The 13,408-nt window shown below is 37.9% G+C and carries 10 protein-coding genes; 1 reads left to right on the top strand and 9 read right to left on the bottom strand.

All coding sequences use genetic code 11. From position 1 onward, the window contains the following. Positions 1-170: 170 nt before the first annotated feature. The 5 genes from JBW_RS07155 to JBW_RS07135 all read right to left on the bottom strand — a co-directional run bounded on the left by JBW_RS07155 (position 171) and on the right by JBW_RS07135 (position 6,265). A complete protein-coding gene (locus JBW_RS07155; RefSeq protein ID WP_036680421.1) occupies positions 171-1,328 on the bottom strand; it encodes a glycerate kinase in 1,158 nt (385 codons plus the stop codon). A 189-nt stretch (positions 1,329-1,517) separates the two neighbouring features. Next, positions 1,518-2,477, bottom strand: coding sequence for a D-2-hydroxyacid dehydrogenase (locus JBW_RS07150; RefSeq protein WP_007954034.1), 960 nt, complete (start codon positions 2,475-2,477; stop codon positions 1,518-1,520). 211 nt (positions 2,478-2,688) lie between these two features. Then, complete coding sequence (locus tag JBW_RS07145) at positions 2,689-3,654, bottom strand: sugar ABC transporter substrate-binding protein (RefSeq protein WP_007954035.1); 966 nt, start codon at positions 3,652-3,654, stop codon at positions 2,689-2,691. A 111-nt stretch (positions 3,655-3,765) separates the two neighbouring features. Further along, complete coding sequence (locus tag JBW_RS07140; protein ID WP_007954036.1) at positions 3,766-4,767, bottom strand: ABC transporter permease; 1,002 nt, start codon at positions 4,765-4,767, stop codon at positions 3,766-3,768. Next, positions 4,748-6,265: a sugar ABC transporter ATP-binding protein gene (locus tag JBW_RS07135; RefSeq protein WP_007954037.1), complete on the bottom strand. Its 1,518-nt coding sequence runs from the start codon at positions 6,263-6,265 to the stop codon at positions 4,748-4,750. The genes JBW_RS07140 and JBW_RS07135 overlap by 20 nt, the downstream gene beginning before the upstream one ends. Positions 6,266-6,923: 658 nt before the next feature. On the opposite strand from JBW_RS07135, the gene JBW_RS07130 reads away from it, so the two are divergent. Continuing rightward, positions 6,924-7,688, top strand: a complete 765-nt coding sequence (locus JBW_RS07130; protein ID WP_007954039.1) for a DeoR/GlpR family DNA-binding transcription regulator — start codon at positions 6,924-6,926, stop codon at positions 7,686-7,688. A gap of 148 nt (positions 7,689-7,836) precedes the next feature. Here JBW_RS07130 and JBW_RS07125 read toward each other — a convergent pair whose 3' ends face one another. The 4 genes from JBW_RS07125 to JBW_RS07110 all read right to left on the bottom strand — a co-directional run bounded on the left by JBW_RS07125 (position 7,837) and on the right by JBW_RS07110 (position 13,219). Next, a complete protein-coding gene (locus JBW_RS07125) occupies positions 7,837-9,834 on the bottom strand; it encodes a methyl-accepting chemotaxis protein (RefSeq protein ID WP_007954041.1) in 1,998 nt (665 codons plus the stop codon). A gap of 156 nt (positions 9,835-9,990) precedes the next feature. Next, the gene (locus tag JBW_RS07120) at positions 9,991-11,118 is read right to left on the bottom strand and encodes a phytase (RefSeq protein ID WP_007954050.1); all 1,128 of its coding nucleotides are present in this window, start codon (positions 11,116-11,118) and stop codon (positions 9,991-9,993) included. 121 nt (positions 11,119-11,239) lie between these two features. Then, positions 11,240-12,208 carry a protein tyrosine phosphatase II superfamily protein gene (locus JBW_RS07115; protein ID WP_007954052.1) on the bottom strand — a complete coding sequence of 323 codons (969 nt, stop codon included), beginning with the start codon at positions 12,206-12,208 and terminating at the stop codon, positions 11,240-11,242. Between the two features lie 63 nt (positions 12,209-12,271). After that, positions 12,272-13,219, bottom strand: coding sequence for a hypothetical protein (locus JBW_RS07110; protein WP_007954054.1), 948 nt, complete (start codon positions 13,217-13,219; stop codon positions 12,272-12,274). Positions 13,220-13,408 lie beyond the last annotated feature (189 nt).

Genomic DNA, 13,408 nt, shown 5'->3' with positions numbered 1-13,408 from the left:
ATTTTTTGTTTATTATTAGAAAAGACTTGTTCTTTAAGCCATTATACTTCTACTCTATTTCTCATGTCACAAATCACCATCTTACATGCTACACTAAAAACAACTTGGAATACCACAGAATAGAGTAAAGCTCATATCCCCGTTTGAGATATGAGCTTTACTCTATTTCCTTATTTCTTTACTTTTATCCCCAACTCCATGCTCCTTTTTATGATGTGACATAATCGTTCTGCTGCTGCTTCTATCAATTCAGGAGCATTTGTCATGCAATCAGCTAAATTCAGGGGTGAAGGGATAATGCTCATTAAGCCACTAATGCCACAAGAATATACTTCTTCATATCCCTTACCTAAACTACCGGATAAACAAAAAGTAGGAACATCATATGTCTTAGCAATGCGCGCTACACCTACTGGAGCTTTCCCGCAAGCAGTTTGAAAATCAGTACAACCTTCACCAGTTATGATAACGTCAGCTTCTCTGGCAATATCAGAAAAGCGTACCGCCTCAAGTATAATCTCAACACCAGGCAATAGCTTCGCATTGGTAAAAAGCAGTAAGCCGGCTCCAAGACCGCCGGCAGCTCCTGACCCTGGATATTGGGCCACATCTTTTCCTGTAACTTGCTTAGCAATCGCAGCAAATTTTGCTAATGCCGCGTCTAATTCAGCAATCATTTCTATCGTAGCACCTTTTTGTGGACCATAAACAGCCGATGCTCCCCGCGGTCCGCATAAAGGGTTATCAACATCACAGGCTACGACTACCGTCGTTTCCGCTAACCGTGCATCCATATGACTGACATCAATCTTTGTTAACTGCTGTAATGCCGCTCCTCCGCTAGGCAGGGAGTTGCCAACAGCATCTAGGAATTTTGCTCCTAAAGCACAAGCCATTCCCATTCCGCCATCATTCGTTGCACTGCCGCCTATTCCAATGATTAATTTGCGAATTCCTCGATCAAGAGCCGCCTTTATTAATTCACCTGTACCATAAGTAGTAGTGATGCAAGGATTGCGTTTGTCCTGGGGTACCAAAGGCAAACCTGATGCAGCTGCCATCTCAATGACAGCGGTTTCCCCATCGCCAAGTATCCCCCAATGAGCCTCTAGCGGATTTCCTAATGGTCCAAGTACAGTTTCTGTAATGATTTGTCCACCAGTAGCTACAACAAGAGCTTCAATTGTACCTTCTCCTCCATCCGCTATTGGTACTTTAATTACCTCGGCATCTGAGAAAACGGATAATATTCCTGCCTCCATAGCATTTGCTACAGCTACAGCTGACGCGCTTCCTTTAAATGAATCGGGGGCTACAACAATGCGCATATCCATCACATCCTTTATCAATCTAAGTATCTTTGATACTGCATGTAAATGAGAGTATGAAATCATTCTCATACTCTCATTTTTATTACTTTATTTTATCATCTTACCAATTATTAATCTATGTTTACTGTTATCTCCACTGAAATAAACATTCTACACAGCAAATGTATTGTATATAACAAGCACGACTTACTTATTCACAATATTCACTGGTGTATTTGCCAAGAAATTTGCCAGATTATCTACGGCAATTTCCATTAGTCTCGATCTTGATTCTTTTGGTGCCCAAGCAATATGAGGCGTAATAATGCAGTTTTTTGCCGTGAGTAATGGATTATCCGCTTTAATCGGCTCGGAGGAAACAACATCCAATGCCGCTCCATATACTTTGCCGCTATTTAACGCTTCTGCCAAATCTTTTTCCACAATCAAAGGACCTCGAGAGGTATTGATAATGATAACCCCATCTTTCATTTTGGCAATATTATTCTTGCTTACAATGCCCTTGGTACTGTCAAATAACGGACAATGCAGGGATATTACATCGGAGTTTGCTAACAGTTCATCAAGACCTACATACTGTAGGGTATCGCTTTTTAGCTCTTCCATTTCATAGGAGTCAAAAGCTAATACTTTCATTCCCAAAGCTTGAGCAATCTTAGCGGTTGCTTGACCAATTCTGCCGAATCCGATAATACCTAAGGTTTTACCAGCAAGTTCGATGAGAGGATAGTTCCAATAACACCAGTCTGGACAATTGGTCCAGTCACCTTTTAGTACACTTCGGCTATGTTCTCCAATATGGTGGCATACTTCCAGTAAGAGTGCAATGGTAATTTGGGATACGGCAGTGGTGCCATAGGTTGGAATATTGGCTACCGGTATGCCTTTGGTTTTGGCAATTTCCACATCTACCACATTGTAACCCGTTGCCAATACACCAATAAATTTGATGTTCGGGCAGGCAGAAAATACTTCTTGATCGATAACGGTTTTGTTGGTAAAAACAATCTGAGCGTCCCCAATTCTTTCAATGGTTTTCTCGGCTGGTGTTCTGTCATATACCACCACATCACCTAGTGCTGTTAGACCATCCCAGCTTAAGTCACCAGGATTTAGGGTATAGCCATCTAATACAACGATTCTCATAATAGTATTTTCCTCATTTCAATACATGCTGATTTTTTCATGTTATCCACGTCCGATCATAGTTATCACTATCAGTGCCCACTTTTGTAAGTTTAGCCTCTCCCTCTTTTGCAAGCGCACGCACCAAATCCGCATAATACCAGTGAAAAAATGTATAACTGATCCCATATATGCATGCGCTTGTAAAGATTATACAATTATTTTTGAAATTTTATTTACCTAAGATCTTTTTTAAATCATCACTTTTTTGTTTAACATTTTCAGCATTAACAATTTCCGTACCAGTATCTATACGTTTTTCAATCGCTTCACCTTTAGCGATTTTAACAGCAGCTTCTACACTTTTAAACCCTATATTATAGGGACTTTGTGCTACAGATGCATCCAGTTTTCCATCACTAATGGAAGCCAATGCATCAGGAGAGCCATCAAAACCAACAACAATCATTTTCTTGCCAGCATCTTCTAAGGCTTTGGCTGCTCCTAGCGCCATCTCATCATTCGTGGCAAACACTGCTGCAAATTCTTGTTTACTTTGCAGAATATTTTCGATTACAGTTACTGCCATGGAACGTTCGCTATTGGCAGGCTGGGTTACAGCCACTTCCAAGCCAGCAGCTTTTAATCCTTCAATACAACCGTTAGCTCGTTCATCATGGGTAGGATCGCCTAATGCACCACGTAAAATAACAATTTTCGAACCCTTAGGAAGTTTTTTCCCAAAGTATTCTCCTGCCAGTTTACCCCCATTAAAATTGCCTGTACCGACAAAAGAAGCCTTCCCATCCCATGCTGCATCCGTATCAGCAAGAATCACAGGAATTTTAGACTCTTTAGCCCGATTAAAGGCAGGGATTGCACTAGCAGCTTGTGAAGGAGCTACAACTAATGCATTTACTTTTCTTGTAACTTGATCTTCAATTAAAGAAATCTGCCCCGTCACATCGGTCTCCGTATTAGGGCCAAGAACTTTTACTTCAACACCATATTTTTCGCCTGCTGCTTTCGCTCCAGATTCTACGATCTTCCAATAATCACTATTTAATGCTTTTACTACTACCCCAACTTTCATTTTTTCGGGCGCTTTTTGCGTTTGAGTTTGGGTACTACCACAACCAGTAACTATGAGAGCGACCATCAAAAACAATGCTGCCAACAGAGACATGGTCTTTTTCATTCTAACCCCTCTTTTCTCATTTTATAGTTCCAAATGTTAGTGATCAGTACAGTTTTCCTTCTCCTTTTCACCTCCTCAGCATGGTATCGTTAACCTGTACATCTCTTATCTTCAGGCCTTAACCCTTGCAGCCGCCTTATGCCGCAGCACATCTATATATACTGCAAGAATAATAACAATACCAATGGCTACCGTCTGCATCTCAGCGGAAACACTCAAAAGATTTAAACCGTTTCGTAATACTGCCATGATCATGGAACCAATCAACGTTCCCCAAACAGTGCCTTCACCTCCCATAAAACTGGCACCGCCAATAATACATGCTGCAATGGCATCAAATTCGTACCCTAATCCTGCTAATGGGTATGCCGAATTGACTCGTCCGACAAGAACCAATCCACCTAGAGCTGCCATTAGACCACTAATGGCATATACAATGATTAATACCTTATCAATACTGATACCTGACAAACGTGTTGCTTCCGGATTGCCGCCTACCGCATAAATATAACGTCCAACAGTGGTGTAATTAAGGAAAACGTGAAATGCAGCATACACAACTAATACCAAGATAAAACTAACTGGAATCGGACCGATAAAAGCGGCTCCCAAAAACTGTATCGATGTGGGAAAGTTCGAAATAGGCGAAGCTGCTGTTACTATTAAGGCTAATCCTCGAGCAACATTCATCGTTCCTAATGTAGAAATAAAAGGATGGGGCAGCGACATTTTAGTTAACATCATTCCATTAAGCCACCCAAGTAGTATACCAATGCCTAAACATACACCCACTCCGATAATAGGAGACATTCCCATCTTTACGACAACAATCCCCATCATAACGGTACTCAGTGCTAAAATTGAGCCAACTGATAAATCAATTCCAGCTGTTAAAATCGCTAATAACATGCCAATCGCAATAAGACTGTTTATTGCTGATTGCCTGGCAACATTCATAATGTTGTCCATTGTTAAAAAGTAAGGGGATGCAAACGTCAATACCAGTGATAGACCGATTAACCCAATGAGCGATCCCATTTTTTTTATCAGCTGACGAAATTGTGTTTTTTGGGTACCCCCATGACCTTGAACTTCAGGCGTGCTTGTATTCATGATTAATACCTCCTGTAGCAGCTTTTAAAATTTCCTCTGGTGTAACTTCTAAACAAGAAAATTCACCTGTTATCTTCCCACTGTTCATCACTAGAATGCGATCGCTAATTCCCATAACCTCGGGTAATTCAGAAGAAATGACAATCACCGCCGCTCCTTCATTAACCAGACGATTAATGAGATTATAAACCTCAACCTTGGCACCCACATCAATACCGCGGGTCGGTTCATCAAAAATAAATATTTTTGCCTTTGAGCACAACCATTTAGCAATGACTACCTTCTGCTGATTACCGCCCGATAACAAACGAGTCGTCATCTTTGGAATCGCAGGGTGAATTTGCAGCTCACGCATCATCTCGTCAACTTCAGCAACTACCATTTTTTGATCGATAAAGTATCCAAACTTGCAAAATTTCTTCAGTCCCGTCAAAGTGGAATTAACGATAATATCATGCATAAGAATCAGCCCTTGCCCCTTACGGTCTTCTGTAAGAAAAGCCATACCATGATGAATCGCATCCTTGGGACTATTAATTTTAACTTGTTTTCCAAATATTTCTATTATTCCGCTATCAATCTTATCTGCACCAAAAACAGCTCTCGCCAATTCAGTACGTCCTGCGCCAACCAATCCCGCAAAGCCAATCACTTCTCCTTTATGCAAGTCAAAGGAAATGTCATTCAGTCTGCCTCTTTGATTTAGATTTCTAACCCTTAAAGCAATATCTCCTTTTTGGGCTTGGTGTCTAGGGAATTTTTCCTCCAGAGTGCGTCCTACCATTAAACGAATAATTTTTTCTTCATCCGCTTCACTTCTTTCCATCGTTCCAATTTTACAGCCATCGCGGATCACTGTAATTCGGTCAGCGATAGCCAATACTTCTTCCAATCGGTGAGAAATATAAATAACTGCAATGCCTTTTTCTTTTAGCTTATGTATATTTTTCAACAAAACATCCACTTCACGTCCAGACAGGCTGGATGTTGGTTCATCCATAATAATAAGCTTCACATTGGCAATTAAAGCACGAGCAATTTCTATCATCTGTTGATATCCCATTGTATATTCACTAGCTGTCTTCGTCACATCAATGTCAATTCCCAGCTCCAGTAAAGCCGTCTTTGCCAAATGATTCATTTTACGGTAATCTAATAAGCCAAATCCTGGAATACGTAACTCTCGACCTAGAAAAATATTTTCTGCAACTGTCAAGTTGGGCAATATGCTTAATTCCTGATAAATTGCTGTAATCCCTAAAGAAAATGACTCTTGCGTATTGTTAAATCGAACTACCTTGCCCTCACAAAGCATCTCACCATCATTGCTTTGATACACACCTGTTAGTATTTTAATAAACGTAGATTTCCCTGCTCCGTTCTCACCGCAAAGAGCATGAATTTCACCATTTTTAATATCCAAACTGACATCTGTTAAGGCACTTACACCAGGAAATCTTTTACATATCCCTTTGAGACTTAAAAAATATTCACTCATACATAAACCTCCCGATACATCGAATATTTATAGCAGTAAAAAACTCAACTACGTTATTCCATATCAGCCGTTCCTGTAGATACTTTCATTTTTTAACTAACGAGATATATCAAAATCATGGATTGTCATATCCAAAAACATGCCACCTTTCCATATTATATTAATTACTTTTCACTGCACTTTTCACCATGCTTTGACAGCTGTTTCTTATTCATTAAGAACACTATATAATCTAGTTCCTCCTACATTTTACACAATTATGATCATTTTTTATAATTATTTAATCGTATTTGCTTATATTTTTATTATCATTTGATCACCTATTGATAAACTCATATTAAATTTACTATCATTTCCATATATTGTCAATATGATTCTTTTAAGATTATAAATATTCTTTCAATTTTTAATAATAAAGATTTTAAGCGTGATATTGCGCTCAATAAGCAATTAAATTTATTTCTTTAAAATAAAGAATTTCAATTTTATAACAGACTTTGAATAATATATATATTATAATTAAAGAGAGATCTCCTCATAAAGTACCTTGCTAGGATAAGATATCATCAACATTTACTCATTTGTCTAACAATTAGACTTGTATAATGTATTACAATTGCATATAATATTAACAAAATAAGTAATGTGAGGTAATAAATTGAAAATCAATCGAATTAGCGAAATTGAAAAGTATACACGACAATTAGAGCACGTTTCCTTAGATCGCCTATGTGATGTCTTTAAAGTTTCGAAAAATACAATTCGAAGAGATATTAGCGAATTGGCGAAAAAAGGCGCCATAAAAAAAGTATATGGCGGTATTACAATCAATCAAACAAATGGTGTTGAATCTCGCGAACCATTCGAATCGCGTGAGATAAAATACCAAGCAGAAAAAAGCCAGATTGCAAAGCTCGCAAGTGATTTAGTAGATGACGATGATGTTATTTTTATTGATTCCGGAACCACGACGATACATATGATTCCTTTCTTAGCCAATAAACAAAATATAACGATTATCACATCCAATTTACATGCTATTATTGCTTCTATTCCATATCCGAACTTGAATGTAATTTCTACTGGCGGGGTGCTTTATCGAGGAACCAATTCCCTCACGGGTACTGAAGTAACAACATCTCTTAGAAATTACAATATCGAAAAAGCATTTTTGGCATCAACAGGTATCTCGTTGACAAAAGGTGTAACAAATATATCTCCTCTTGAAACTGAGATTAAACGCTATTTAATCGAAAATAGCACAAAAACTGCTTTATTAGTCGACCATACCAAAATAAATGTTGCATCCTTAATGACCTATGGCAAGCTAGAAGATTTTAGCTATTTTATCACCAATACACTGCCTCCTAGTGAATATGTAGATTTTTTTATGGCAAATAATATCACTCTCTTAACCCCCTGATTTTTTATAAAAAGGTCCCCTTTCTTGTTGAATATCATTTAGTCAACAAGAAAGGGTACCTTTTTTATCGTATTAGAACATACTTAGCTTCCTTATAACATCATATTTATTTTATACAGAAAATCGCTATAGCGTAGTCTGTCGAAAACTATATTTTAAATTTATGAACCTGCTCCTTCAGCTGCTTCGATAATTGAGATAGCATTCCACAGGTCGAAGCAACTTCCTCCATCGAAGCTGTCTGCTCCTCTACTGCTGCAGATACATTCTGCAATTCACTTGTAGTACCTTCACAAGTCTTTCCCGCCTCTTTCACCGACATTACGATTCGTTGGCTACCTAAGGAGAGTTGTGCCAATGACGTCGAAATTATTTTCACCTGGCTATCTACACTTTTGACAAAATGTAAAATCTGTTTAAATTCTTCTCCTGCGGAACTTACCACCGTCACGCCTTGGTCAACATTCGCAATAGCTGAATCAATTGATTCGACTACATTGTTTATATTTTGATGATTTTTTTGAATTAATCCAGTAATTTGCAAGGCTGCTCTTTCGGATTGTTCAGCCAATTTTCGTACTTCTTCCGCTACGACAGCAAAGCCGCGTCCTTGTTCTCCTGCACGTGCTGCTTCTATCGCGGCATTTAGAGCCAGAAGATTTGTCTGTCCAGCTATAATAGAAATCAATTCTACTATTTCTCCAATTTGCTTGGAGCCTATTTCTAGGTCACCAGACGTTTCTTTTGCTCCTCTAGCAGCCTTAACCATACTTTCCATTTGACTCATTGCTTTATCTATAGCGTATTGTCCAGCATCTGTAGCTAAAGTTGCTTCCTGAGCGACTTTAGTCATTCTATCCGCCGTTGCAGCTACGTCTTCAATACTTGCTGACATTCCGGTAACAACTGCAGATACCTCCTTTAATATATTCACTTGCTCTTCCGACCCCCGAGTCACATTAGCAATAGCAGATGCAATCGAACAAGATGCCTCTGCAGATTGCTGCGAACTTACACTAAATTGTTGAGCAGATTTTTCAACTTTTCCAGCAGATGAATAGACATGTGAAATTAATCCACGCAAATTTGCTGCCATTTTAGAAAAACTGTTTATTAAATTGTCAATTTCATCTCCAATTACTAAATCTTTGTTGGAAGTAATCGTCAAATCGCCATCTGCAATATCTTCTGCCATCTCTTTTAATAATTGAATCCGCCGCACTATTTGCAGCGTAATTACTATAATAATGATTCCTAATAAAAAAAGTGCAACTATACTGGAAATAAATGAATGCATTCTTAGTATATTCACTTGGTCAAGCAATTCTGCTTTAGGAACAAAGACAACAAATGTCCAACCAGTTTTTCCAATAGGAGATGCCGCCATCAAAGTATCAACACCATCGATTAACCCTGTTTGCACATTAGCTGATCCATTCATGAGAGTTCTTCCATATTCCGCAAGCATTCCATTTTCATTCTTTAAGATATTATCTTTTAGCCCAAAGATAGGATGATATACAAAATTTCCTCTTGCGTCTAGTATAACTGCATATCCAGTTTTACCAATTTTAAAATCCTGAGCTAGTCTATGTATCGGATCAATATCCATACCAATGCCAGTAACACCAATAACTTTACCATCACGTATTATGTTTTTTACTACGCCAACAGACAACTCTTTAGCTGTTGATTCATATATTTCGGTATAACCAACTCCTCCATTAGCTTGCAAAGCCACCTTGTACCATTCTCGTGACCGCGGGTCATACCCTTGTGGTTTCTTTTTTTCTGTGACTCCCTGAGAGTCTGCACAAGTCATATCTTCATATCCTGTATAAGCGGATTGAACACCTGTCCCAGCAGCTTTGACCTGTTTTAAAAATTCAATTTCTTCCGATTGTGATATTAGCTTCTCACCTAATACCTGAGCAGTAACCGAAACTAATACCTCTTTTTCTTTTAGTGAAGAATATATCTTATTGCTGCTACTTTCTACCAAATAACTAGCAGTTTCTACTATTTGTTCATCAAGAATACGGCGTGCTTCATAATAAGAGTAGAAACTCATTATAATTAATACCAATAGCATTGGAACGATCAGTACGAGCAACATTTTGGTCCTTAACTTCAATGATTTCCACATAAATTCCTCACCTTTCGTATTTATATTTGACATCAAATCCCAGTCAAATTTATCCCTGTAAATATATCAATATCTAAAGTTATAAGCCGCACAGAGAAACGATATCTAATAATTTTTCCCTTGAAGCCATAACAACTTCAAGGGATTTAGCTTTGGTTATTGCCTTTTCAAGTGTCGCGGATTCACTGTATTATCCAATAATATGCCAGGAAGGGCTCGAGAAATTTTTTCCCACCTTACTATTTTAAAGTTTTGGTTTAATTTCTTATCACCGTCCATATTTTCACCATCTTGAGCAATAAATAGACCATTAGGAAATTCCTTCGCCAGTTCAAAACTGATAACATCAATGCCGTCCGTATCATTAGTTCCATCAACTTTACCATCATCAATAGAAAAACTGCCAATGTATGAATTGATTCCGCTTCGATCATAGATATTATAACTGTTATTTCCTTGGCTAGAGGCTATTAAGTGCCCTTTTCCATTACGTGCGTAATAAATCGTTAATCCTTCAACATCTGCAATTAAATGACCAACACCGACAGAATCAACCTGAACACGCTTAGTTCCTGCATTGGGCTCAGCACCATATTTCCATATTCCAACATTTTCTTCAGAAATATAGAAGCAACCATATTCATCATCAGCTACTAAACCTTCAGAAATACTGCCGATTTCTAAAGAACGAACCAGTTTAGCATCAATTTTCCCCTCTCCGTTATCAAATAGTTCATATTGCTCAAATTCACCTTCATATCCAGATATAAGAGCGTAGTATTTACCAGTTTTCAAGCTATGGTACAAAGAAAATCCATATACTACTTTCATCTTGGCAAATATATCTCTTGCTGCGATATTCGTCAATTTACCCGTCTCTGAGTTTATTTTATAAATAAGCAGCCCATTTTTTTGGGATCTATCAGTAGCAGCAGCAATATCAATCTTTTCCTTGCCAAGGGGAAAACTGTAACGTACATCAACATTATTCGGCTTTCCAACTTTGACATTATATAATTCCTTACCTTTTAAATCATAAACAAGAAGGCCTCCCTGTTTATTAGTAGCAATAATAGTACTTTTAGAAGGGTTTCGAGGATGAACCCATATAGCCGGATCATCTGCGGCATCATTACCTGCTACAACAGCATCAGTTTCATAATCTGCCTGAACAGCAACATCGTGATAATTCTTTGCTGCTTCAGAAATATTACAACCTCCCCAGCCAAACCCCATGAAGGAAGTAACTAATAAAGCTGCACATATTTTTCTACATGTTTTCATTTGAAGATCACCTCATTAAAATTTTCTTTTATTTACACTAGCATGTTTTTATCTAATATGCAGGAAAGAGAGGCTAAGCTCATTTTAGGGCTCAGCCCACTTAGCTTATAATATGTAATGCTTATTCTTCGTCCTGATTATGTTCTTTAATCCATTTCGACCAACTAATTGGCAAATCATCAGGACTTGTTGTTACATACTCATAAAACTTTTTCAAAAGTTTAACCTTTTCCTTATAGAGAGGCACCTTATAAGAATCCTTTTCGTTAGATACAGTTATTTTGGTAGCATTGTTCCCACCAAGCAAATATTGACGATTTACAATGTCCTCGAAACTCACCTGTTTTCCATTGCGAAGAATGTCATACATTACCATGATTTGAGTGGTACGCCCTTCACCAGCCATACAATGAAAATGTATCCAAGCATCTTGAGGTAATTTCTTGTAAAACTTCACAAAATCGTTAACTTGTTCATTTGTAAATGAAGAGTGATCAGTGGCTTGAATTCGCAGGTAATTTTGTCCACGAGAAGTTACAAATTCTTTTTCGGTGAGTGCGTTATCAACTACTATTTTATAAGTTTCATAAGCGTTTTTATCATCATCTAAGACAGAAATTTCTATAGGAGCCTTTAAAGCAGATCTTAACCACGCTTTTTCGTCTTTTTCAACTTGGGCAGTTGATTTACCTACATTTATCCAATCACGGCTAATATACGCACTTACCGCAATACCATTTACAAAGCCATGAGATTCCTGGCGCAAATCAACTATATAAATCGGACCAGAAGCTACTGACTTTATTTTTTCTATCATCTTATCATAAGATGCAAAGGAAAATTCAGAGCTCCCTGAAATATGCAGATTTTCCAAACCGAGTCTAGATGGTAATTCCCCTTTTATCTTTTTATTTTGAAATGGATCAGTTGCCATCCTAAAGCTTTTTGGCATCGTGGAGATGTTTTTATTGTCAATTCGCCAGATTGGCGTTTCCTGCACAGTCTGCATTGCTGGTTCAGCAGCAAATAGAACTGATTCACAAGCGAGTAACATGGTTAACATGAATACGAATGATATGATTTTTTTCATAATAACTCCTCCTCGTATAGTGGCGATAGAACGAAAGATTTGAGAATTTTATCTGATTATCGATTAGAACTTAGTACTCAGTTTTAGCGACGAACAGATGAAAGTACCATGATCTGCAGCGGCCGTCTTTTCTCCCCACCATTTTTCGAATGTGAGGGTACCTGCTTTGGATACTTTATAAGAAATTGCTGCGCCAACTCCTTTAAATCCATTCTCAGTATACTGGTCATCATAATCTGTATAATTGGCATCTCTAAAAATTCCTGCATCAGCATCCATGTAAGACAGGGTGTACTTAAAATCACCAACCTTTTTCGTGCTGCCATTTTCCAATTCGACTACATAGGCTTTTGTCTTACTGTGATTATTATTTATGTATTCACTGCTTACTGTCGTTTGTGAAGCAAATTCATACTTGCCATGTACAGCTACATATTTATCCTTGTCTTGCTTTCCAAAATAAACACCTCCAATTCCCTTTTCGAAAGCATTGTCCCAAGCCAAGTATTGTATTTCACTAGTAAAGTTTATTTTAGTACGACTCTTGGCATCGTAGACCGTATCTTCCTGCTGATCCCGACCGGCAAATACTCTAATTAAGTTAGCTTTATTAAGTTTCGCGGATAACATGGCACCAGTTACACCATTAGCAGACATCCATAAACCCTTACCTATATCAATAGGTTGACTTCCAAGACGCAGCGCCATAGTATTATTTAGCTTGCTCTCTACCCACACGTCATAAAGCGTAATGGAGTTTGACTCAGAGTTAGCTGTATTATTGTTTGAATTCTTGAATTTTAAATCAAGCCCTACCGTAGTTCTATCATCAAGCTCGCTAGTCATATAAACCTTGATTTCGCTCTTGGACTTATATTCATTATCTTCCGTACGTTCATATCCGGTCTTTGTCGATCCTGTAATTTTAATAGGACCAGCACTAGCATAAACCTGGACAGTTGACATCATAATCGCTGCTAGTACAACAGCGGTGATCATATTTTTATTCACTTACTTCCTCCGCTTTTTTAAAAATAATATTGCTAATTCCAAAAAGCATGTAATATAACCCTATACTTCTTTACTATCCTCACAATAAATAGTATTATTATATTGGTTTCTATATGGATAAGGTCCTCGACCGGGATAGAGTTGCTGCTCTATGACTCCCAGTTCGAGGGCTTTTCCCATTACATGATT

Source organism: Pelosinus fermentans JBW45, from assembly GCF_000271665.2.
Lineage (GTDB): Bacteria > Bacillota > Negativicutes > DSM-13327 > DSM-13327 > Pelosinus > Pelosinus baikalensis.
This window is presented reverse-complemented; position numbering and strand designations above follow the sequence as displayed.

Coding starts and splice junctions, on each gene's coding strand:
- JBW_RS07155 (WP_036680421.1), bottom strand. CDS start 1,328: ATGCGCATTGTTGTAGCCCCCGATTCATTTAAAGGAAGCGCGTCAGCT.
- JBW_RS07150 (WP_007954034.1), bottom strand. CDS start 2,477: ATGAGAATCGTTGTATTAGATGGCTATACCCTAAATCCTGGTGACTTA.
- JBW_RS07145 (WP_007954035.1), bottom strand. CDS start 3,654: ATGAAAAAGACCATGTCTCTGTTGGCAGCATTGTTTTTGATGGTCGCT.
- JBW_RS07140 (WP_007954036.1), bottom strand. CDS start 4,767: ATGAATACAAGCACGCCTGAAGTTCAAGGTCATGGGGGTACCCAAAAA.
- JBW_RS07135 (WP_007954037.1), bottom strand. CDS start 6,265: ATGAGTGAATATTTTTTAAGTCTCAAAGGGATATGTAAAAGATTTCCT.
- JBW_RS07125 (WP_007954041.1), bottom strand. CDS start 9,834: ATGTGGAAATCATTGAAGTTAAGGACCAAAATGTTGCTCGTACTGATC.
- JBW_RS07120 (WP_007954050.1), bottom strand. CDS start 11,118: ATGAAAACATGTAGAAAAATATGTGCAGCTTTATTAGTTACTTCCTTC.
- JBW_RS07115 (WP_007954052.1), bottom strand. CDS start 12,208: ATGAAAAAAATCATATCATTCGTATTCATGTTAACCATGTTACTCGCT.